Annotated in this window: 19 protein-coding genes; 10 read left to right on the top strand and 9 right to left on the bottom strand. The window is 38.4% G+C overall.

The window, feature by feature from the left end; all coding sequences use genetic code 11:
* The first annotated feature begins 31 nt into the window (after window positions 1–31).
* Both BKP57_RS17125 and galT read left to right on the top strand, forming a co-directional pair.
* Complete coding sequence (locus BKP57_RS17125; protein WP_050352140.1) at window positions 32–958, top strand: ROK family protein; 927 nt, start codon at window positions 32–34, stop codon at window positions 956–958.
* A 98-nt stretch (window positions 959–1,056) separates the two neighbouring features.
* On the top strand, window positions 1,057–2,532 hold the full coding sequence (galT, locus tag BKP57_RS17130; RefSeq protein WP_072742059.1) for a UDP-glucose--hexose-1-phosphate uridylyltransferase: 1,476 nt from the start codon (window positions 1,057–1,059) through the stop codon (window positions 2,530–2,532).
* A gap of 264 nt (window positions 2,533–2,796) precedes the next feature.
* Here galT and BKP57_RS17135 read toward each other — a convergent pair whose 3' ends face one another.
* On the bottom strand, window positions 2,797–3,261 hold the full coding sequence (locus BKP57_RS17135) for a hypothetical protein (protein WP_072742060.1): 465 nt from the start codon (window positions 3,259–3,261) through the stop codon (window positions 2,797–2,799).
* A complete protein-coding gene (locus tag BKP57_RS17140) occupies window positions 3,233–3,472 on the bottom strand; it encodes a helix-turn-helix transcriptional regulator (RefSeq protein WP_050352143.1) in 240 nt (79 codons plus the stop codon). The genes BKP57_RS17135 and BKP57_RS17140 overlap by 29 nt, the downstream gene beginning before the upstream one ends.
* A 738-nt stretch (window positions 3,473–4,210) precedes the next feature.
* On the opposite strand from BKP57_RS17140, the gene BKP57_RS17145 reads away from it, so the two are divergent.
* Both BKP57_RS17145 and BKP57_RS17150 read left to right on the top strand, forming a co-directional pair.
* A complete protein-coding gene (locus BKP57_RS17145) occupies window positions 4,211–5,791 on the top strand; it encodes an esterase/lipase family protein (protein WP_072742061.1) in 1,581 nt (526 codons plus the stop codon).
* 254 nt (window positions 5,792–6,045) lie between these two features.
* Window positions 6,046–6,507 (top strand): hypothetical protein, encoded by a 462-nt coding sequence (locus tag BKP57_RS17150; RefSeq protein WP_050352145.1) that lies wholly within the window; start codon window positions 6,046–6,048, stop codon window positions 6,505–6,507.
* Between the two features lie 17 nt (window positions 6,508–6,524).
* On the opposite strand, the gene BKP57_RS17155 is transcribed toward BKP57_RS17150, so the two are convergent.
* The 7 genes from BKP57_RS17155 to rfbA are packed head-to-tail and all read right to left on the bottom strand — an operon-like array spanning window position 6,525 to window position 13,313.
* Complete coding sequence (locus tag BKP57_RS17155; protein WP_072742062.1) at window positions 6,525–8,216, bottom strand: DUF6044 family protein; 1,692 nt, start codon at window positions 8,214–8,216, stop codon at window positions 6,525–6,527.
* Window positions 8,179–9,309 carry a dTDP-4-amino-4,6-dideoxygalactose transaminase gene (gene rffA / locus BKP57_RS17160; RefSeq protein WP_050352147.1) on the bottom strand — a complete coding sequence of 377 codons (1,131 nt, stop codon included), beginning with the start codon at window positions 9,307–9,309 and terminating at the stop codon, window positions 8,179–8,181. The genes BKP57_RS17155 and rffA overlap by 38 nt, the downstream gene beginning before the upstream one ends.
* Window positions 9,310–9,316: 7 nt before the next feature.
* The gene (locus tag BKP57_RS17165; protein ID WP_050352148.1) at window positions 9,317–9,673 is read right to left on the bottom strand and encodes an EamA family transporter; all 357 of its coding nucleotides are present in this window, start codon (window positions 9,671–9,673) and stop codon (window positions 9,317–9,319) included.
* On the bottom strand, window positions 9,673–10,368 hold the full coding sequence (locus BKP57_RS17170) for a GNAT family N-acetyltransferase (protein ID WP_072742063.1): 696 nt from the start codon (window positions 10,366–10,368) through the stop codon (window positions 9,673–9,675). The genes BKP57_RS17165 and BKP57_RS17170 overlap by 1 nt, the downstream gene beginning before the upstream one ends.
* Window positions 10,369–10,426: 58 nt before the next feature.
* Window positions 10,427–11,377, bottom strand: coding sequence for a glycosyltransferase family 2 protein (locus BKP57_RS17175; RefSeq protein ID WP_050352150.1), 951 nt, complete (start codon window positions 11,375–11,377; stop codon window positions 10,427–10,429).
* A complete protein-coding gene (gene rfbB, locus BKP57_RS17180; RefSeq protein WP_050352151.1) occupies window positions 11,353–12,387 on the bottom strand; it encodes a dTDP-glucose 4,6-dehydratase in 1,035 nt (344 codons plus the stop codon). The genes BKP57_RS17175 and rfbB overlap by 25 nt, the downstream gene beginning before the upstream one ends.
* Window positions 12,387–13,313: a glucose-1-phosphate thymidylyltransferase RfbA gene (gene rfbA, locus BKP57_RS17185; protein ID WP_050352152.1), complete on the bottom strand. Its 927-nt coding sequence runs from the start codon at window positions 13,311–13,313 to the stop codon at window positions 12,387–12,389. The genes rfbB and rfbA overlap by 1 nt, the downstream gene beginning before the upstream one ends.
* A 683-nt stretch (window positions 13,314–13,996) precedes the next feature.
* Here rfbA and BKP57_RS17190 point away from each other — a divergent pair.
* From BKP57_RS17190 to asnB, 6 genes are all read left to right on the top strand, one after another.
* Window positions 13,997–15,016: an ABC transporter ATP-binding protein gene (locus tag BKP57_RS17190; protein ID WP_050352153.1), complete on the top strand. Its 1,020-nt coding sequence runs from the start codon at window positions 13,997–13,999 to the stop codon at window positions 15,014–15,016.
* The gene (locus tag BKP57_RS17195) at window positions 15,003–15,935 is read left to right on the top strand and encodes an ABC transporter ATP-binding protein (protein ID WP_050352154.1); all 933 of its coding nucleotides are present in this window, start codon (window positions 15,003–15,005) and stop codon (window positions 15,933–15,935) included. Before BKP57_RS17190 ends, BKP57_RS17195 begins: the two co-directional genes overlap by 14 nt.
* A 4-nt stretch (window positions 15,936–15,939) precedes the next feature.
* Window positions 15,940–16,902, top strand: a complete 963-nt coding sequence (opp4B, locus tag BKP57_RS17200; protein WP_050352155.1) for an oligopeptide ABC transporter permease — start codon at window positions 15,940–15,942, stop codon at window positions 16,900–16,902.
* 84 nt (window positions 16,903–16,986) lie between these two features.
* The gene (locus BKP57_RS17205) at window positions 16,987–17,835 is read left to right on the top strand and encodes an ABC transporter permease (protein ID WP_082241008.1); all 849 of its coding nucleotides are present in this window, start codon (window positions 16,987–16,989) and stop codon (window positions 17,833–17,835) included.
* A gap of 83 nt (window positions 17,836–17,918) precedes the next feature.
* Window positions 17,919–19,736: an oligopeptide ABC transporter substrate-binding protein gene (gene opp4A, locus BKP57_RS17210; RefSeq protein ID WP_050352157.1), complete on the top strand. Its 1,818-nt coding sequence runs from the start codon at window positions 17,919–17,921 to the stop codon at window positions 19,734–19,736.
* 696 nt (window positions 19,737–20,432) lie between these two features.
* Entirely contained in the window at window positions 20,433–22,280 is a 1,848-nt protein-coding gene (asnB, locus tag BKP57_RS17215) for an asparagine synthase (glutamine-hydrolyzing) (protein ID WP_072742064.1), read from the top strand.
* Window positions 22,281–22,543: the final 263 nt, after the last annotated feature.

The raw sequence follows: 22,543 nt of genomic DNA on the forward strand, positions 1-22,543 counted from the left end.
CTAAAAGAGTGTTGAAAAGGTGAGGATAATGATGAAATACGCCATTGGGATTGATATTGGAGGAACAAAAGTCGCTGCTGGAATTGTAAATGAATATGGTGATTTAATCCAACAGGAAATAGTTAGCAGTGATCCTGCTGATAAAGAAGCAATGTTTGCTAGCGTTGTTCGGTGTGTAGAGCAGCTTATGAACCATTCCAGCATTCCGATTGAAGAAATATATGGCATTGGTGCAGGTCTACCAGGAAAGGTAGACCGTGAGCGAGGAGTTGCTGTTTATCAGAATAATTTACCCTGGGACAATTTTCCTTTTACCGATCGACTACAAAAAGCAGTCGGTATAGAACGGATTGTAATCGATAATGATGTATATATGGCAGCATTTGCAGAGTGGAAAAAAGCCGCTATGACGAAACAGGAGCTACTCGTGTATATTACGATTAGTACAGGTATTTCCTGCTCCATTATTCAAGGAGGTGAATATATCCGTGGTGCTGGCTTTGCTGGAGAATTGGGATTAGTTCCTGTTTATTCTAAAATGAGTAATGAACCGCTGCAAAGGTTGGAAAGCGCTGCTTCTGGTCCAGCTATGCAGCTGCAAGCACGTAACGTTTATGCAAATGATCAAGTATTAACGAAGGATATTTTTGCTAATTATTTGGCAGGAGATGACGAGGCACAACATTTAATAAAAGAAATGGTATCTGTGCTGACACAAGGCGTTTATATGGTCCATAGTTTGTTAGATCCACACAAAATAATATTTGGTGGCAGTGTTGCTATCCATAATCCTTGGCTATTAGAGCTTATAAAGGCGAAGCTCCAAACATATTTGCTTGCTGAACAAAGCCATATTTTAGATAGTATGGAAATCAGCAAGTTGAATAATGTGCAAGGTGTTATCGGAGCAGGATTAAGAGCATGTATGCTGGTAAAATGTACGTCACAGAAAACCTAAATAGTGTTTGTTCAAAAGGGTAAGAAAAATAAGACTGAGAAGTTAAGGAAACATTTTAGTATACTTTTTGAACAACCTCTACAAGGAGGGGATTTTGAATGATCTATTCCTATTTAACAGGACTTATCGAGCAAGCTACCTCAGCTGAGATGATCGAATATGCAGATAAAGTATATGCGCGAAACCAGATCATGCGTTTATTACATTTGGAATCATTTCCGAGTGAATCTGTACCGGTAAAAGATATACCCATACCAAATCTATTAGATAAATTGATTGACTATGCGATTGAACACGATGTTATTCGCGATATTTTAAGCGAAAAGGAAATCCTAGCAGCTAATATTATGAATTGTCTCGTCGCACGCCCTTCGACAGTAAATGAGGTCTTTTATAAAAAATTCAACCAATCACCAGTAAAGGCTACAGATTATTTTTACGCCCTTTCAAGGAATAGTAATTATATTCAAATGAACCGCATTGCGAAAAACATTAGCTATAAAACAGATACGCCTTATGGAACCATGGATATAACCATTAATTTATCCAAGCCAGAAAAAGACCCCGAACAAATTAAATTAGAACGAGAAAAATCCAAGGATATTACCTATCCGAAATGTCTATTATGTGTGGAGAATGAAGGCTATACAGGAAGAATTGACCACCCCGCACGTGCAAACCATCGAATGATAAGGGTTCCTCTAGCCGATGAAATGTGGTTTTTTCAATATTCGCCGTACGTTTACTATAATGAACACAGCATTTTATTATCGGAACAACACAGAAATATGAAAATCGATAAGCGAACGTTTGCACGACTGTTAGCTTTTACAGAAAAATTCCCGCATTATTTTATTGGGTCTAATGCAGACTTGCCGATTGTGGGCGGATCGATCTTAAGTCACGACCATTATCAAGCTGGGCGGTATGAGTTTACAATGACCAATGCTAAAGAGGCATTTTCATTTTCTTGGAATCAGTATCCGCAACTGCATTGTGCCGTGCTACATTGGCCATTGTCTGTAATTCGGTTAAAAGGAAAACATACATCTGATTTAGTGGACGCAGCAGACGAGGTCTTAGCAGTCTGGAAAAGTTATTCTGATGAAGCAGCGAATATTATAGCATTTACAGAGCAAACACCACATAATACTATTACACCGATTGCGAGAAAACGTAACGGCGTGTATGAGTTGGATCTTGTATTACGGAATAACCGGACAACAGAACAGTATCCACAAGGTATTTTCCATCCACATGCAGATGTGCATCATATTAAAAAGGAAAATATCGGCTTAATTGAGGTGATGGGACTAGCAGTATTGCCTGCGCGATTAAAACAAGAATTAGCTGATATAGAAAGCTATTTATTAGGTGAACACCAACAAGTTGCAGCCTATCATAGAGACTGGGCGGAAAAATTGAAGAAACAGTACCCAGGCGTAGGAACACCTGAAGAAGCACGGCAAATTGTGCGCAAAGAAGTTGGAAATAAGTTTGTGCGGATTTTACAGGATGCAGGTGTATTTAAGGACAACAGTTCGTTTAAACGGTTTATCCATGTGTTATGCTAACGGATATAGGAAGTTATTTCGTGATATGGATAATGATATTGTCAAAGTCTCGAATCAGTTATCTGAACAGCATAAGCGGTTGTTGTTTGGTACAATTGGTTATTTGTTTATCCAAAGAAAAACCGGTAAAGCGCATGAAGTTAATTCAATAACAAACTTTTTAATCGCCCCCTAAACGTTTTATAGAAGCTGTATGTTGCTCTCCCTTGGAATACTTGTTTTCCAAAGGAGAGTAATTCATTTTCAAAACACATTATATTTTGCTTATGATTGCTTGCGTATGGATAAGTAATAAATCGTTATTTGCGCGATCGGGTAAATAAACAGAAGCAACATTGGATAGAATGGGATCACGTCATCTATGAATGGATAGAGAAACATTAGAATGAGCATAAAGCCAAATACAAAGGGCATGAAAAGGTAAACTTTACGACAAGCATTAGCTGTAATCATTTTTTCTCGCTCATCCTGTTCAGAAAACTCTTCTGGCATAAATAATTTCAAAAATATATGTTGATGTTTTTTGGAATTGTGCCGGTATAGTAAGATTCCGAATCCAGTTGCAATCAATAAAAAGATAATAGTTGGTGTAATATTTACGAATGCTTGAGTGCTCTCATTTTTAACGACGTCTGCTACTTGGCTTGCAAATGAATAAAGCGGTATAAACCCCCAAGCAGCTATCAATAATCCAAATATGCTAATCCAGTAAATCGATTTCATTTTCATCGTCTCTCTCCTCCTCCTGTAGCCAAAAAGTTTCTTCCATAGGTAAGCAGAAAATTCTACATATATTTAAGGCAAGAAATAAGGATGGAACATAATCTCCTTTTTCAATAGCCGCAATGGTCTGTCGAGTAACGCCAACTTTTCTCGCCAGTTGTTCCTGTGTTAAATTAAACCGTGCCCTCAACTCCTTTACACGATTATCTAATTTCAATCAAGCCAGCTCCTTCCTTAGACATCTTCCATTACTTACATCTCATTTTTTTGCTCTTTCCATAAAAGCTTCTATAAGGAGTGTATTATTTTCATTTGCGAATGTCAAGTTTACCTAACATTTTGTTTAGCTGATTTAACTTTAGTGAGGTTTTAGATCATCATTGCTGTGTCCATAAAATAATTAAGTTTTAAAAAATAGTTATTTCTATCGGGAAAATATTGTGTACTAGGATAATTTTCACGGTACGAATAACGGATGTTCAAATGAGAGGTAATCGTGTACATTGAAGATATAAAATGCATAAAACGGATCCATGTGTTTGTCCTCATTGCTAGTCTTCAAATTGGTTTACCATCGTGTTCATTTTAGAGAATGATGGAGTGGTTATTTTATAAATGTTCCGCAATTAAGACCTGCTATCCCGTCTATAAGTTGCTGTAACACTCCCACTTGAGGAGTTGGATAATCTGTACTGCAATAAGTGTAAGTAGGAGATAACAGCACCTACACCCTATTTCGTAAGAAGCCTTTAGGTCATACCATTACGGCACTAACAAGCCGTGGGGGATGAATGAAAACACCTACTGCTTGAAGATTCCCTTTATCGTAAAATGCTTTCCGAACTATTACTGTTGTTTCTCCTATTCCAATTATTAAAAAAAGAATTATTTTCCAATCCCATCATTGTTTAATGATGTTTCCATAAATTAAAAAAATTAAAATGGAGGAGAAAAAATGGCAAAACGTTTATTTATTTCGTTGCTGATCGGTTTGCTACTATTGACCACTCCATCTTATGTCATGGCACAATCGCAAAATTTACCTAATCCAAAAAAAGTCGGTGAGGGAACAGAACAATCAGTATTGGGTAAGGGAGATAATGGAAATAATGAAACACCAGGGGAATGGTTTGTAGGTGAATCACCGTCTAACCCATTGCCGAATGCTCCGGTGTTATTATTTGTACCTGGATTGAATAATGTCGCACAAATATTTTGGGAGGAGGATGGTTTATACGAAGCGGCCTATGAATCTGGTTATGAAACTGCGTTTATCCAGCTGTATGATGCTGGAGGTGCTTCAGCGGATATGTGGGATAATGGAAAATTACTTGCAGAAAAAATAGAAGAAATTTCTGCTCATTTTCAAGGAAAGCCGATTACGATCATAGCTTACAGCAAAGGGGGAGTCGATACGCAAGCTGCTGTAGCATACTATGGAGCATGGCAATATGTAGATCGGATCCTTACTTTATCCAGCCCCCATCACGGATCGGAATTGGCAGATTTGGCAAATAGTAATTGGGCAGGGTGGCTAGCAGAGTTACTCGGGTTACGTGGTGAAGGGACCGCCGCTGTAGAGACTGGATATATGGAATATTTTCGTTCGTTGACAGATGAGAAGCCGTATGCATACGTGAATGATTTTTACACTTTTGGTGGTACGGACTGGGGATCGATGTTTTCCTCGACTTGGTTTGGCGGGATGTATTTATCTAATTATGGTGATAACGACGGCGTAGTAACAGCAGTAAGTACTCGTTTGCCAAAGGGGGAAGAAGTTGCAATTGGCAATTGGAACCATACTTCCATTCGAAGCAATGTCCTTTTTCCTGTTTTAGAAGACTATATTTTTACAGAGAGTCAGCCTAACAAGCGCTATTCATTCAACACGGCATTAGAGGGAAAATCTGCTACAGCAGAGCAGTATGTGTATGGTAGTCGATTAGAAAAAAATAAACATGAAAAGCATGCTTTTCCAATTGAAGAAACTGTCGATAAAGTGAACATTCAATTATATACTGCAAGCCCGTTAGGTGAAGTGCAACTTGTTGATCCGAATGGGAAAAGTTATCCAGTAACGCAGGTAGCTAGGCAAAATGGAGGCTTTTTTGCTGGAGCAACTGGATATAGTATTCAAGTCAATCATCCTGTATCTGGAGAATGGTCGTTAAAAATGCTAAGCGATCAGAAAAATGCATATTTATTGCAAGGTCAATTTGATAAAGCAACCAAACATCAAATTTTATTGGAGGCACCATTAAACCGAGGCGTAACAAATGAATTGCCATGGAAAACGAATGATGCTCAAGTAAAAGATGAAAGTATTGAAACGGTGTATACCATAGTGGAATCAGGGGAACAAATTCCCGTAATGACTGGCACAATAAAGGGGGGATCCTTTAATTTATCAAAGGAACTTTCTTCGTTGAAAAAGAATCAAGCATACAATATTACCATAGATATAAAAGGTGAAACGATTTCTGGATCGCCATTTAAACGAACAGTGGTTGATTCGGTTTATTTAAGTGAGTAAGCAGCTCTCTTTGAAGTCTGACCCGTAGAAGTAGTACATGTAGCAAACCATTCGGTAGCCCATTAATTAGGGTTTGGTCAATAAAAAAGGCTTTCCGTCGCTGATAATACCATCCAATTGCCGGATGGTATTTATTTTTTTCATTTTTATAAATAAAGAGTTTCTATCAAGAAAAACGGAAAACTGTTTCTTTAAGCAAATAATAATTACCTAAAGCTGAGAATACGATAATAACATAGGGAGGAGGGGGTAGCATGAGAAAAGGCATTATTGTTCTCGTTAGTCTGATCAGTATAATCGTGTTGGCTATTTTTCTTCTTATCAAATCATCCCCCGAGAAACAGGCAGAGGAAGCGGCAGAGGAGTTCTTTACATATGAACAGGAGGGCGCTTTTGCAAACTCTTGGGACATGTTTCATCCATTCATAAAAAATAAATTTACGAAAGAAACATATATTCAAGGTCGTTCTGAGGCAATGATGACTTTTTTTGGCGAGCTGGATTTCACTTATAGCTTTGGGGACGTAGAGAAGATAACGGACTGGAGCCCAGGGAAGGATGAGGATCCTATTCCCACAGCATATCGAATCACAGTTTCCCAACAGTTTGCAGGTAAATACGGAAATTCAAGCCTGGTACAAGATATTTATCTTGTAAACATAGAAGGGGAATGGAAGATATTATGGGATTATAAAAATGGGGATGAGGATAGCTAGTAAAAATAACATTTTGCTCACCCCACACGATAAAGCCAAATCTTCCATGCTGCATCTGGATGATCAAAGGTTCGTTCTAAGACTAGGTTCAGCTCACTGGCATTGCTGATGGGAACGGCTGACAATATATATTTTCCTCCTAATGATTGAAGCGCATGAGTATTAATTTCTAATGGAACGGGCTGATTACGATTTTTCGTATACAAATAATTCTTTCCATGTTCTGCGACGTACATATATAATCTGCTGCCCCATGTATCAAAATAGTTTTCTAAGGTAGGATTTTTTCGCAATTCACCTGCAATGATTTTGCGAAAAACACGCTTATACTCTAATGGAAAACTGTTATTGTATGTATCTAAGGTGTAGAAGCCATTGTATTGGGCAATGGTAGGATGCAAACCGACGCTAACGACACGGTAAACGCTCGGATTTGTTCCAATATAGTTTTGGATATCATCGAATAATGCTTCTGCGTAGAACTCTTTAAATGTAGGCGTACCGATTTCACTGTATTTTGCCTCTTCGTTTAACGGGAACAGGATATAACATTGCATAATGACTGCTCCAATAACAAGCATTTTGCCAAACCGCAAATGTTGCCAAAGGATGGCTAAGGCAAAGGCAAATGCAATATACCAAATAGCAGGGTCAAAAAAATGAATGCGCGCAAAATTAAATGTGTTGGCAATCATGATGTTATCTTTAATGAATCGCCAGCCTTCCCAATACCAAAATGCATACCAAATGGATAGGAGGAGGTTAACAAAAAACAATCCGAGTAGACAGTATGGTTTTAGACGACGGTAAGCGGCTACTAAGAAAGCAACCGCTATAATTGGAAGAATCACCAAATGCTGATAAGCCATGTCATGGGTATGTCCATAGAGAAAATTATCCAACGACAGTTCTATACTCCGTTGAAACGAATTATGTCCAAGGTTTAATGCGTCTCGATGTGAAGTGAATCCAGCATCAAAAAACATCGACACAATTAATAAATAATTTTTTACAAGGTAGATCACCGCCATAAGTGTAATAGCAATAAACAGCGGCCAGTTTACCTGTTTAAATCGTATCCAATCGATAAGCCAGAGCAGTCCCATGATGGACAGAAAGAACACGAACGTTAGCACGAAATTGGAGAAAAAAGGGATGATGCATAAGGTAATCCAATAAAACCAGCGCGTATTCCATCCATCTTTACGGATTATTAAAAATAAGAATAGCGCTAAAGGCAGACCTGCTATGGATAACATTCCAGATGGCCAGTAAGGTAAAAGAGCAAAGGTTAGAGCAGTCCCGACAGAAATAAAAGGTAGTTTCAAGCCAAACGACGTGAAGTTTTTCAATAATAAATACATCCCAAAAAATGCTGCAAAACGCATAATGGTTTGCCCAATACCGTAAGCTGTCATCGGTGCAAATATCGTATATAGCCAGACCATTGCATCCAAACTAGATGGTAGTGCACTTCTTGGTAGACCATTGATGACATTTGGAAGTGTGGTATCTGTTAATGTGAAGATGGAATCACTTTCTGCGAGCAATTGATACCATACCATATTCGAATCCATATTATCATGAACACGAATATGAGTATCTTCTCCTAATAGATAATACGGGAGAAGATAGGCGACAATCACAGCACAAGCAATTCCAATGAACAGCTTATGGTTGGAAAAACTCCTGTATTTGACTAGTGACATGATGTATCGCCCTTTCTCCTATCCGATAATAAAGTGGTAAACGCAATAATCGCTTACTCTCTCTCGTCGTATATTGATCCGTACCTATAAAACTACCATAAATAGCTCCTGCATAAGCACTATGTAGTGGTACATAGTGGCTGGCTGTAATAATATCGCGCTCTTTTAAATAGGCCATTAATCTATTTCTGTCATGCTCATTTGTAGTCTTGATAAAAAACATATGTGCATTATGTGACCCATTCTTTGGAATCACTGGTAACTCTATAGCATTTATGGACTGTAACTGCTTTAATTCTTTATCGTACAGGCCCCAGCTTGTCAGCCGATTAGCAGTTATTTCTCTTGCATGGTTTAATTGGACAAATAGATAAGCGGCATTTAGTTCACTTAAAACATAGGAGGAGCCAACGTCTCGCCACGTATATTTATCTACCTCACCACGGATAAATTGTGAACGATTCGTCCCTTTCTCCTGGATGATTTCTGCGCGTTCCATAAGGGAGGGGTCGTTAATAAGTAATGCTCCTCCTTCGCCACAGGTAATATTTTTTGTATCGTGGAAGCTAATTGTCCCCATATGGCCAATAGTACCAAGCGCTTTACCTTTATATGTACTCATCAGTGCCTGGGCTGCATCTTCTATAAGCCACAAATTATATGCTGCGGTTAGTTCTTGTATTGCATCCATATCGCAGCTTACACCAGCATAATGGACAACGACAACAGCCTTTGTTTGTTTGGAAATAGCTGCTTCAATAGCTTGAGGGTCTATGTTCATGGTGAGTGGATCTATGTCGACAAAACGAACCGTTGCTCCTCGTAGTGTATAGGCATTGGCGGTGGAAACAAACGTATAGGAAGGCATGATTACTTCATCTCCTTCAGATATATTCATCAATAAAGCAGTCATTTCCAACGCAGCTGTGCAAGAAGGAGTCAATAACACTCTTTCGCATGCGAGGTTGTATTCCAACCAATGGGAACATCGTTTACCGTAAATACCATTTCCAGATAATTTATTCTCATGCAACACCTCGGTTAATACATCTATCTCTGATTCTACTACACAAGGTTTGTTAAACGGAATCATCTCAAGGTCACCTCATTATAATAATTCCAATTATGATAAGTGAAAAGCCGATTACTTTTTGCGTCGAAATAGGCTCATTAAATAATAAAACAGAAAGAATAAATACTAGGATAAAAGATAAACTCATAAAAGGATATGCATAACTAATATCAAACTTGGTCATAGCCGCCATCCAGCAAAGAGCTGCCAGGCATGCAGCGAACAGACCGGATAAGATCCAAGGATTCAACAGTAGCTGCAGTAAAAACATCATTTTCTTCCAAAAAGCATCAGGAAGCGCTCCATATTGGTTGATTTTCCACTTTAAAATAAGCTGACCATAAACGGTAAAACCAATCGTTCCTAAAATATAAATATAACCCATTACCAGTCTCCTGCCGATAGGGGTGCCACATTGCATTTGTGATAGACATCTATTGCTCCGCCTATACGAAATCCAATCGAGATAAACACATTCAACGAAGGGAAATTTGATGCTGACACCGATGTGGTAACATGTTCATAATCACCAAGAGAAAACAGATGTTTAACACAATGACTGGTAAACGGTTTTGCTAACCCTCTTCCTTGATAAGGCGTATCAATAGCTAAAAGCGTAACATTGTTTTGATCAAACGCAAAAAAGCCAGCAAGCTGTTTCTCGTAATACAATGTAATAATGTTGTTGACCTTTGCCAAGTCCAATACCCAGTTTTGAAATCGTTTGTTTACCATCCAGTCAGGAACGTTAAAATCACGGTGGAAACGGCTATGATGAAAGGCGTTGCCAGCAATATGTGTAATCTGCGCTATATCATAATCATCACTAAGAGAAATGGCCTCATCCTTAGCAAGAACTAATTGGTCTTTTCTACAGAAAGGTTTCATTAACGTATCTGTATAATAAAATCCATATTTATACAATAATTCAGTATTTTGAGTCGGGTCTATTTTTAATGTAAAATGTCCACGTATGTTGTCGGTTTGCCGTAATGCTACTTCGGAGGAAGAGGTTAGCTCGAACGTATTGATTTGAAAGTTCCGTTCATCCCACGGAGTAGGCTGTAAATAAGTTGTCATCGTAAATCAGCTCCACTTGTATGGTTTATACATAGCATTTTTATACAATGTGCCATGTTTACGCTTTTTGGCTATCATCTGTTGTTTCACGGATGAGGTATAGTGGCCGTCCTTTAATTTCATTAAAGACTTTTCCAATGTACAGACCTAGGATTCCGAAATTGAAAAAGATCAGCCCACCAATAAAATAAATAGATACCATCACGCTAGTCCAGCCTGCTACAGGTTGTTCCAAGAAAAAATAACGGATAAACAAATATAGACCGTAGATAAAGGAAGCCGATGAAATTAGAAAACCAAATTGAATGGAAAGTCGTAAAGGCTTATTCGATTGGGCGATGATCGTATCTGTTGCTAACGTAATTAACTTCTTCAAGCTATACGAAGATTTACCTTGTTTTCTAGCATCATGATCGATGGCAATGGAAGCTGTTGGATACCCCATCCATTGTAAAAATAGTGGGAAAAAACGATGTTGCTCTCGCATTTGTCGAAAGCCATGAACGACTTTTTTGGAAATGATACAGAAATTAGCGATGGTATGGTCGGAAGTCGTTCCGGTAAAGTAATCATAAACACGATAAAATATTTGCGACGTTTTTTTCTTCCACCAATGATCTTGACGGGTTACCCGTTTGCCAAATACAACGGCATACCCTTCTTGACTTTTTTGAAATAGACGGATAATTTCTTCTGGCTTATCTTGCAGATCGCAATCCATGACCACAACCCAATCCCCGTTTGCATAATCAAGGCCAGCTGTTATTGCATGATGTTGCCCAAAATTACGAGCTAAATTAATACCTTTAATGCAATGATTAGTAAGATTCAATGTAACAATCGTTTCCCACGCAAGATCAGGACTTGCATCATTGACAAGAATAATTTCATATTTCGCTGCAATTGTATGAATAGTTTCAATAATCCTTTGACAAAGTTCCTCTAAATTTCTCGCACAACCATATACCGGAATGACGATAGAAATTAGGATAGAGTCGTTTTTAACCATTTGTTTACATAGCTTTCTACAGTTTGTTGCAGCTTCTTGTCAAACGTTCCTGTTGGTTTCCATCCTAGTTCAGTTCTAATTTTTTCGTCATTCAGAGCATAGCGCTGGTCATGACCAGGACGATCATTTACATAAGTAATTAAGTCTGTAAACGATGCTAGTTCATATTTATTTGTTAATTCAGGCAATTGATTGTCTAAAATGGAACAAATTTTTTGGGCAATCATTGTATTGTTATACTCATTTCCGCCGCCAATGTTATAGGATTCAAGTGCACTTCCATCGTGATAAACTCGATCAATCGCCTCGCAATGATCCTTCACATATAACCAGTCGCGAATATGACTGCCATCTCCATAAATAGGAATCGGTTCGCCATGTAAAGCACGATAAATAATAGTCGGAATCAGCTTTTCTTGGTTCTGTTTCGGACCGAAGTTATTAGAAGAATGGCTTATGACAATGTTCATCCCATATGTGTAACCAAAACTGTTAACAAGCATGTCAGCTCCCGCTTTGGAAGCACTATACGGGTTGCGTGGTTGGTATGGTGTTGATTCGCTGAATTTCCCTTTAAAGCCTAGTGAGCCGTAAACTTCATCTGTAGAAATATGGTGAAACCTCCTTGTTTGCAGCTCGTTTTTTTGTTCCCAATCTTGTTTTGCAGCTTGTAGTAAAACCATCGTCCCTAATACATTTGAATGAACAAACTGCGTCGCATCAGCAATTGAACGATCTACATGTGATTCTGCTGCAAAATGAATTACCCCATCAATATCATTGCTTTCAAAAATCGACTGTACGAGTTGGTGATCCGTTATATCGCCATGAACAAACTGGTAATTTGGTAAATCCTTAACTTCTATTAAATGTTCTTTGCTCCCTGCATACGTTAATTTATCGAGATTAATAACTTGATAGTCTGGATGTTTATTCAAGAAATAAGGGATAAAATTACTGCCAATAAAGCCTGCTCCACCAGTTACTAAAACCGTTCGCCTGTTTTTCATTATTTCACCAGCCCCAGTATGGAATGTGTTACCATCTCATCCCAATAAGGATTCGTATGCTTGCGATGTGCAATATCTAGTAAATAAGCGCCATAATCATTTTTATGCATTTCTTTTCCTTTATTAATGAGTACATCTCTAGAGATATATCCTAAATAATAGGCGATCTCCTCTAAGCAGGCAATTTTGAATCCTTGCCGCTGTTGAGTTATTTTTACGAACTCAGCAGCCTCAAATAAAGCATCATGTGTTCCAGCATCCATCCATGCAAATCCTCTTCCTAGTAGCTGGACATCTAATCTTCCTTGTTGTAAGTAGAGACGATTTAAATCCGTAATTTCGAGCTCACCTCGTTTGGAAGGCTGCAAATTTTTAGCTAATTGAACAGCACGATGATCATAGATATATAAACCGGTTACAGCGAAATCTGATTTAGGCTGTAAAGGCTTTTCTTCTATAGAGATAGCTTTTTGTTGTTGATTAAATTCCACTACTCCAAATCGCCTTGGGTCTTTCACTCGACAGCCAAATATGGTTGCATGTCGATGATGCTTCATTGCGTTGCGAAGAAGCATTGTAAATCCTTGTCCAAAAAAAATATTATCCCCAAGGATTAAAGCGATATGCTCCTTGCCGATAAAGTCTTCGGCAATCGTTAATGCTTCAGGTATTCCGTCTGGGTTGCTTTGTACTTTGTAGTGAAGAGAAATACCAAGTGCTGATCCGTCTCCTAATAAAGTAGTGAATCTCGGTTGATCTTCAGGAGTACTAATAATCATAATTTCTTTAATACCAGCGAGCATAAGCACAGAGAGTGGATAATAAATCATTGGCTTATCATAGACGGCTAATAAATGTTTGTTAATACTGTCCGTACTCGGTGATAACCTTGTACCGCTTCCACCAGCTAAAATAATTCCTTTCATGATTACACCCCTTACATTTGGAAGATATATTCCAATTCTAACATGCTATTAGTTATTTATTACCTAAATATTCTAAAATAATCTTACATTTAGATTGCAGTTTTGTTTCTGAGATGAAATATTCTTAAAGAAACATGTTTTTAACCGTCATATAGAGAGAAAATGAATAGAATACTTTATAGATGTAATTGAAAAAAATATAATTTATCCATTATTTAAGGGTGCTATTAGACTCCCACCTCAGGAGTTGGATATATTGCAACAAGTTTAAGTGGGAGATAACAGCACCTGGATGCCACGTTCGTTCAGAGGCCTTTAGGTCATACCATTACGCCACTAACAATCGGTGGGGATGGATGAAAACCCCACGGATTGAAGATTCACCTTATATAACTTAATCATCAGAAAAAAACAACTTTTTTCGTTTATCGAAATCTTCCCTTTTTAAAAACAGTTGATTTTAAAATACGTATACCTTATAATACGTATTATTATTTTATTTTATTTTACAAAAATTTTACACGAGTATATGTCGCTTAATAAGGAACATAATGTACTCTTCTTAGGTTAAAGTGTCAGAAAAATGAATACAAAAAAATCTTCATTTTTTTAAAGGTAAATTGAAAGAATCTTCAATTTACTAATGAATTATTTTTATTGTGCAAAATTTGAGGGAGGTCAACATGAGTACCAGCTTATTGAAAATCCAAAATTTAAAAACATCTTTTCGAATAAAAGATGATTATTATGCCGCTGTGGATGATGTTTCTTTAACTGTTCATAAGAATGAGACATTGGCAATTGTTGGTGAGTCAGGTTCTGGTAAAAGTGCATTAGCGTTCTCAATCATGGGGCTACATACTCGGGCCAAAATGGAAGGAAACATTTATGTGAAAGGTCAGGACATTGTAAATTTGCCTCCAGGAAAGTTGAACAAGCTGCGGGGGAATGATATGGCGATGATCTTCCAGGATCCGTTGACGGCGTTAAATCCGTTGATGACAGTAGAAGATCAGATTGGTGAAGCTTTATTATTACATAATCGACAATTATCCAAACAAAAGCGAAAAGAGCAGGTTGTTCACCTGCTAAATCAAGTTGGTATACCGCGTCCAGAGTATACTTGTGAACAGTATCCGCATCAGTTATCCGGTGGAATGAGACAGCGGGTGATGATTGCAATTGCTATCGCCAATAAACCAGAACTTCTCATTGCCGATGAGCCGACTACAGCACTGGATGTAACCATTCAAGCACAAATACTTGGCTTAATGAATGATTTGAAAGAACAGATGAATACAGGCGTTATATTAATTACTCACGATTTAGGCGTCGTGGCTGAGACGGCAGATCGAGTAGCGGTTATGTATGCAGGACAAATTGTAGAAATTGCAGATGTGTATACACTATTTAAAAATCCGCTGCATCCTTATACGAGATCATTATTAAATTCCATTCCAGCTGAAGACAGTGTGCATGATAAGCTTCATGTGATTCAAGGAATCGTTCCTTCGTTACAAAATCTTCCGCGACAAGGCTGCCGTTTTAAAGCACGAATTCCTTGGATTAGCGATGAAGCACATGAAGAAAATCCCGAGTTGCACGAGGTAGAACCGGGGCATTTCGTACGCTGTACCTGTTACCAACAATTTTATTTCCCTGAAGAAACAATAGAGGAGGAATCAACCCATGGCACTTCTTGAGGTAGATAAATTAAAGGTACATTTCCCCATTCGAGGGGGAATTCTAAATCGTAAAATTGATGCGGTGAAAGCTGTTGACGGGGTTTCTTTTTCCATAGAAAGAGGAAAAACGTATGGGCTTGTGGGAGAGTCTGGATCTGGAAAAACAACCACAGGTAAAGCGATTATCGGTTTGAATAGTATCACTTCTGGAAGTGTGAAGTTTGACGGAATTGATTTAGCAGGTTTTAATTCCAAAAAAACAAGTTTGCGTAAAGATATTCAAATGATTTTCCAAGATCCATATTCCTCTTTAAATGGAAAAAAGCGCGTGTTGGATATTATCGCAGAGCCATTACGAAATTTTGAAAAATTATCTAAAGCAGAAGAGAAAAAGCGTGTGCAAGAATTGCTTGAACGAGTGGGATTAAGTCCAGAGAGTATTTTAAAATACCCACATCAATTTTCTGGTGGACAGCGGCAGCGAATCGGGATTGCAAGGGCAATCGCCTTAAAGCCAAAATTAATTATCGCCGATGAACCTGTTTCCGCACTTGATGTGTCTGTTCAGGCGCAAGTACTTAATTTTATGCAAGATATTCAGAAGGATTTGAATTTAACGTACTTATTTATAAGCCATGATTTAGGTATTGTAAAGCATATGTGTGACGATATAGGAATTATGTATAAAGGGCGCTTTGTGGAAGAAGGTACGAAAGAAGATATTTTTAACCACCCGCAACATATATATACGAAGCGCCTTGTAGCGGCAATACCAGATATCGATCCGGTTAACCGTCAACAGAAGAAAGTATACCGAGAAGAAGTAGAAAAAGAGTATCATAGTAATTATAATGAATATTTTGATCATGAAGGGTTAGCGTATCAATTACGCCATATATCGGATTCACATTTAGTAGCTTTACCGCAGAAAGGTTGATAGCATGTGGAAATTTATTGTTAGACGGCTGTTAATTACCATGCCACAAATTGTTTTACTAAGTATTTTAGTATTTATTATGGCACAGCTTATGCCAGGAGACGCACTATCTGGTTTAATTGATCCGAATATTGATCCAGCAGCAATTGAAGAACAACGGGAGAAACTTGGCTTAAACGATCCTTGGTATGTGCAATATACAGATTGGGTAACCTCAGCTTTACAAGGTGATTTGGGACAATCCTTTCGCTTTAAGATGCCAGTATCTGAATTAATTGGACAAAGGCTCGTAAATACGTTTTGGTTATCGTTAGTAACATTGATCATTACATATCTGATTGCTATTCCTTTAGGTATTACGAGTGGACGTTACAATGATACATTACGTGATCAATTGATCAATGGCTATACGTATATTGGTTTTGCGACTCCATTATTTATCTTTGCCTTAGTTATGTTATGGGCTTTTGGCTATGGTCTAGGATGGTTCCCAACCGGCGGAAGCGTAGAGCCGGGATTAGAACCAGGATCATTTGCGTATATAATGAGCAAAGTGAATCATTTACTATTGCCTGCCATATCGATGGCATTAATAACTACAGTAAATACGGTGCAGTATTTGCGAAGTGAAATTATTGATACGAAACAGAAGGACTTTGTTCTTACTGCAAGAGCTAAAGGGGCTTCCGAGTCACGCGTTTATCGTCGTCACATATTCCGAAATTCATTATTACCGATTGCAGCCTATTTTGGTTTTGAAATTACTGGTCTTATTGGCGGAACCGTATTTATTGAAACTATTTTCAGCTACCCGGGAATGGGATTGTTATTTATGGAATCTGTGTTGCAGCGAGATTACAGTGTGGTAACATCTGTTGTCTTGTTATTCGGAATCGCATCGATTCTAGGGGCTTTACTATCAGATATTATTTTAAGTCTCGTAGATCCGCGAATTCGAATTAAATAAACAGTTGACTATCATGGAGGTGACATACAATTGGAATATTCAAATGTGGAAGCAGTTGGGATAGATAAGGATAAAGTTCCTTCTATGACGAGAATCATTTGGCGAGAAATTGTTCGAGATAAAGTTGCGCTTATATCATTTATTTTTATCATTACCATTACCGGTTTTGTTTATGGAATTTCATTATTTTTAGATCAGTCAGAAATTGTAAAAGTAGACTTATTTGCGATTAATCAGCCACCGTCTAGTGAGTTTTGGTTAGGTACAGATTACGGAGGCAGAGATATATTTGGCCAATTAATTATCGGAACACGTAACTCATTGTCCATTGGATTTTTAGTGACACTTATGACAGGTATCATTGGGGTTACTTATGGATTAGCATCAGGTTATTTTGGTGGTACCGTAGATAATATTATGATGCGTATCGTTGATTTCTTTTTGATTTTACCATTCTTAATGATTGTTATTGTATTTGTGGCGATTGTACCGGAGTATAGCATATGGACATTTTCACTGATTATGACAGCTTTTCTCTGGATGGGGATTGCCCGCTTAATTCGTTCGAAGGCATTGCAGGAGCGAGAGCTGGATTATGCGCAAGCCTCGAAAACGCTAGGGACTCCGCATTGGAAGATTATGTTTTTCCAAGTTTTGCCTAATTTGAGTTCATTAATTATCGTAACGATGACATTGAATTTGGCTGCTAATATAGGCTTGGAATCTGGGTTATCCTTTTTAGGGTTTGGGTTTCCCGAAGATACCCCAAGTCTAGGTACACTGCTTGGATACGCAAGAAATCCACAAACATTGGAACTAAGATGGTGGATTTGGGTACCTGCAGCTATTATGGTGTTCTTATTGATGTTAGCTGTCCGAAATGTAGGAGAAGCACTTAAACGTGCAACAGATGCAAGACAACGAAGAGGATAAATAAATGAGTTGCTTACATCTAAAGATGTTAAGTATAGATAACGTCGTATGACGTATACAAAAAAATAGGGAGGTCAAGTAATATGAAAGAAAATCGTTGGCGTATCGTTTTATCTGCAATCATGCTAGGTTTAGTACTTATGCTAGCTGCATGTGGTGGAGATGAGGAAAGCAAGTCAGATAAATCGGATGATAAGAAGTCAGGAAAAGATGGCGAACAGATTTATTCCATTGATGATTTTAATGTAGAAACGAAAAATGAAGGGAAAGCAATAAACGGAGGCCACTTGAAATTTGGTGTGGTTACAGATACAGCAATTGAAGGTTTGTTAAACTTTAATTTTTATTCAGGAGCTCATGATGTTGAATTCATTAAATGGTTTGATGAATCTTTATTAGATGCTGATGAAACACATAATTTTAATCAAGATGGTGCTGCAACATTTGAAGTAGATGACAGTGGAAAAGTGTATACCTTTAAGATTCGCGATAATGTAAATTGGCATGATGGCAAGCCAGTTACTGCTGAGGACTGGGCATTTGCCTATGAAGTCATTGGCCACCCTGATTATCCTGGGGTTCGTTATGGTGATGATTTTACGATTATTGAAGGTATGGAAGAATATCATAATGGTAAGGCAGATTCGATCTCAGGGATTGAAGTGGTAGATGAAAAAACATTAAAAATAACGTATAAAGAGGCGTCTCCTTCTTTACTAAGTGGAGGTATTTGGTCATACGCCTTACCGAAGCATATCTTTAAAGATATTCCTGTAGCTAAAATGGCGGAGTCTGATGCTGTCCGGAAAAACCCAATTGGTATGGGTCCATATAAAGTAGATAGCATTACACCGGGAGAAGCGGTTGTCCTTACGAAAAATGAAGATTACTGGCAAGGGGAGCCAAAGCTAGATAAGGTTACGGTTAAAGTCGTTAATCCTAAAACCGTTGTACAAGCTTTAAAAACAGGAGAAGTAGATACTGTACATGAATTCCCAGCTGACCAATATCCAGATAATGCCGACATGTCTAACGTAGAGTTTTTAGGCAATATAGACATGGCATACTCTTACATTGGCTTTAAATTAGGTACGTGGGATAAAGAGAAAAAAGAAGTAAAACCAGATCCAAATAAGAAAATGGCAGACGTTAATTTGCGTAAGGCAATGGGACACGCGATTGATAATGATGCTGTAGGAAAGCAGTTTTACAATGGCTTACGTTGGAATGCGACAACTTTAATTCCACCGTCACATCCAAATTTCCATGATAAAGACAATCCTGGAATAGCTTATGATCCAGAAAAAGCGAAGAAAATTTTAGATGAAGCTGGTTATAAGGACACCAATGGAGACGGTATGCGCGAAAATCCAGATGGCGAAGAGTTAGTTATTAATTTTGCGTCTATGTCAGGTGGAGAAACTGCTGAACCAATCGCTAATTATTATATCCAAGCTTGGAAAAATGTTGGGTTAAATGTTAAATTATTAGATGGTCGTCTACAAGAGTTTAATTCATTCTATGATCGTATTGGACAAAGCGGTGATGACGATCCGAAGATAGATGTTTATGCAGCTGGCTGGGGTGTCGCAACGGATGTGAACCCAGCAGGGTTATATGGACGTGATGCGCTATTTAATTTCACACGCTATGCGAGTGAAGAGAATGATAAGCTGTTAAAGCAAGGTGTCTCTAAAGATGCAATGGATTTAGAGTACCGTCAAAAAGTATATAAGGATTGGCAACAATTAATGGTTGAAGAAGTTCCTGTAATTCCAACTAACTATCGTGCGAAAATAGTTCCAGTAAATAAGCGTGTGTTGAATTATACGATCGCAAATAACTGGGCAAATTATTATGAAATTGCTGTAACGCAAGAAGAACCGGTAAAAGCGGAATAATTTCGGAAATGGGCAGCCTGTGATGAGTTTATCTAGCAGGCTGTCTGTTTTTTTATTGGTTGTATAGGAAACTTGCTTGTGGATAATGAAATAACCGAATAGTCACGTCCAGCGCATGAGCCCAGCAACGATGCGACTTTAGAAATGCGCCCTACGATAAGGCCTCATCGGTTCGTCGCAAAGAGGAAGACCGACTAAAAACGGGCTTGCCGCTCAGGCGTCGGCATACCCCTGGTTTTAGTGGCATGATTCCTAAATCTTTAGTTGATTCGTTCCATTCACTACGTTGCTAAACGGGCGCTTACGCCTTTGTTCTGTCCCCGCAAGGAGTTTGAATGTTCCTATTCAGTAGTTTACGCATCCAAGCGAGAACTTCGAGCACGCCAGCGTTAACCTCACGCATCCAAGCGAGAAACTTGAGCACTGCATGTGTTAACTCGCGCCTCCTAGCAAGAACCTCGAGCATAGCCAGCGCTAACTCGCACATCACACCCAGTAGTTCGAGTATTGCAGGCAGTAACTTAGTAATGCATCAAGTTTTTTCGCGCATCACAGCCAGAAAATTGGTAAAACAAATGGTTATCAATGAAAATAGAGCTCTCTTACACAATACTATAGACATTTAGTCATATCCCCTCTGTTTTTCTCATAAACTGTTCTGTAGGTTTGCTATGCTTCTAGGGAGGGTGACACGATTTGTGCGGAATAACTGGACATGTGAATTGGAACAAAGATGTGCGAGCAGATCGACAAATGCTTGAGAAGATGACGGAGACGTTGTCACATCGGGGACCTGATGAAACGGATACATGGATGAATCAACATGTTGCTTTTGGTCATAAGCGTCTGTCGGTCATTGATATTGAAGGCGGAAAGCAACCAATGCAAAAGGTCAAGAACGGTGATACGTATACGCTGGTATATAATGGGGAGCTATATAATACAGAGGAATTACGCAATGAATTATATCGTAAAGGCTATGCATTTGATACAACATCAGATACAGAAGTACTACTTACAGCATATTTGGAGTGGAAGGAACAATGCGTGGACCATTTAAATGGCATATTTGCTTTTGCGGTGTGGGATGGACTGAAGGAGCAGCTTTTTATAGCTAGAGACCGTTTAGGGGTAAAGCCGTTATTTTTTCAAGAAAAAGCTAGTCAGTTTATTTTTGGTTCGGAATTAAAAGCAATTCTTGCCCATGAAGCTGTTAAAGCAGAAGTTGATCGGTTTGGATTAGCTGAAGTGTTCGGACTTGGTCCAGCACGTACACCTGGTCATGGTTTATTCAAAAATATGCAAGAACTTCGTGCAGGGCATGCTCTTATTTTTTCAAAACATGGAGTAAAAAAATGGCGCTATTGGAATGTAAAGAGTCGCCCACATACGGATTCAGTATCAGAGACGGTAAGTAAGGTAAGAGAGCTATTTATCGATGCAGTACAACGACAGCTTGTAGCTGATGTCCCTGTGTCTACTTTTTTATCTGGAGGGTTAGACTCAAGCGCTATTACAGCTATTGCTGCCAATTATTTTAAAGCGCAAGGAAAAGAAGCGCTTACTACTTTTTCAGTTGATTATGAAGGTAATGCTGCTCATTTTAAAGCAAGTAAATTTCAACCATCTATGGATCAGCCATATATTGAAGAAATGGCGGAAGCTTTTGCAACCAACCATCATAATGAGGTTATCACTGGTGAAGAGCTAGCCAGTCATCTAAAAAGAGCAGTAGAGTTGCGCGATCAACCTGGAATGGCAGATATTGATTCTTCGTTATTATGGTTTTGCAAACAAATAAAAAAACAGACGACCGTTAGCCTTTCAGGAGAATGTGCGGATGAAATATTTGGAGGTTACCCGTGGTTTCACAACCCGCCAACGGATGAAGGAACAGGCTTTCCATGGATGAGGTCATTAACATCACGTATGGACTTACTTCACTCTCCATGGCAGGAAAAATTAAAACTTCAAGAATATGTCTATGATCGTTACCAGGAGACGATTAATGAAACGCCTCGTCTGGATGGGGAAAGTGCAGAGAATGCCCGAAGAAGAGAATTATTTTATTTAAATATGCACTGGTTTATGGCACAGCTACTTGACCGGAAAGACCGAATGAGTATGGGCGCTAGCTTAGAGGTGCGTGTACCATATGCAGATCACCGGCTAGTGGAGTATGTGTGGAATATTCCGTGGGAGATGAAGATGCTTGAAGGAAGAGAAAAAGGCATCTTACGAAAAGCAATGGAAGGAATTTTACCTGAAACCATTCTCTATCGTAAAAAAAGCCCATTTCCTAAAACTTTTCAGCCTGCATACACGATTGCGGTGAAAAAGTGGATGCGTGATATATTAGATGATAAAGAGGCAAGAATATTTGAATTTTTAAATAGGGAAAAGGTAGAAGCTATTTTAGAGACTGAGGGTAAGGAATTTAAAGATCCTTGGTATGGACAGTTAATGAAAGGTCCACAACTGATTGCTCATCTTTGTCAAATAGATTACTGGCTACGAACTTATGACGTCCAAGTAGTGGAATAAAAATGGTTTTACCACTAGCAATGTGCTAAACACCTTCTTTATAACAATCCAAAATGGAATGGTATTCCCCAGAGCATGCCGTGGTAGATAGCTTTCCACGGCATGTCATTTTACTAGGAAGCTACTCTTTATCCATATGATAAAAGAGTACTCCATAACCTATGAAGCAATAACGATTTCACTTTTTTTATTCATTATCGCTTCTAATTTTTTACGGAATCTTTCTGTATAAAGTGGATGATGTAACTTTTTATATTTTTGCT

Origin of the sequence: Virgibacillus sp. 6R, assembly GCF_001895305.1 — a bacterium.
Lineage (GTDB): Bacteria > Bacillota > Bacilli > Bacillales > Amphibacillaceae > Virgibacillus > Virgibacillus pantothenticus.

Bases quoted from the DNA above. Each gene is read 5' to 3' on its own strand.
- BKP57_RS17125 (WP_050352140.1), top strand. From the start codon at position 32: ATGAAATACGCCATTGGGATTGATATTGGAGGAACAAAAGTCGCTGCT.
- galT (WP_072742059.1), top strand. From the start codon at position 1,057: ATGATCTATTCCTATTTAACAGGACTTATCGAGCAAGCTACCTCAGCT.
- BKP57_RS17135 (WP_072742060.1), bottom strand. From the start codon at position 3,261: ATGAAAATGAAATCGATTTACTGGATTAGCATATTTGGATTATTGATA.
- BKP57_RS17145 (WP_072742061.1), top strand. From the start codon at position 4,211: ATGGCAAAACGTTTATTTATTTCGTTGCTGATCGGTTTGCTACTATTG.
- BKP57_RS17150 (WP_050352145.1), top strand. From the start codon at position 6,046: ATGAGAAAAGGCATTATTGTTCTCGTTAGTCTGATCAGTATAATCGTG.
- BKP57_RS17155 (WP_072742062.1), bottom strand. From the start codon at position 8,216: ATGTCACTAGTCAAATACAGGAGTTTTTCCAACCATAAGCTGTTCATT.
- rffA (WP_050352147.1), bottom strand. From the start codon at position 9,309: ATGATTCCGTTTAACAAACCTTGTGTAGTAGAATCAGAGATAGATGTA.
- BKP57_RS17165 (WP_050352148.1), bottom strand. From the start codon at position 9,673: ATGGGTTATATTTATATTTTAGGAACGATTGGTTTTACCGTTTATGGT.
- BKP57_RS17170 (WP_072742063.1), bottom strand. From the start codon at position 10,368: ATGACAACTTATTTACAGCCTACTCCGTGGGATGAACGGAACTTTCAA.
- BKP57_RS17175 (WP_050352150.1), bottom strand. From the start codon at position 11,377: ATGGTTAAAAACGACTCTATCCTAATTTCTATCGTCATTCCGGTATAT.
- rfbB (WP_050352151.1), bottom strand. From the start codon at position 12,387: ATGAAAAACAGGCGAACGGTTTTAGTAACTGGTGGAGCAGGCTTTATT.
- rfbA (WP_050352152.1), bottom strand. From the start codon at position 13,313: ATGAAAGGAATTATTTTAGCTGGTGGAAGCGGTACAAGGTTATCACCG.
- BKP57_RS17190 (WP_050352153.1), top strand. From the start codon at position 13,997: ATGAGTACCAGCTTATTGAAAATCCAAAATTTAAAAACATCTTTTCGA.
- BKP57_RS17195 (WP_050352154.1), top strand. From the start codon at position 15,003: ATGGCACTTCTTGAGGTAGATAAATTAAAGGTACATTTCCCCATTCGA.
- opp4B (WP_050352155.1), top strand. From the start codon at position 15,940: ATGTGGAAATTTATTGTTAGACGGCTGTTAATTACCATGCCACAAATT.
- BKP57_RS17205 (WP_082241008.1), top strand. From the start codon at position 16,987: ATGACGAGAATCATTTGGCGAGAAATTGTTCGAGATAAAGTTGCGCTT.
- opp4A (WP_050352157.1), top strand. From the start codon at position 17,919: ATGAAAGAAAATCGTTGGCGTATCGTTTTATCTGCAATCATGCTAGGT.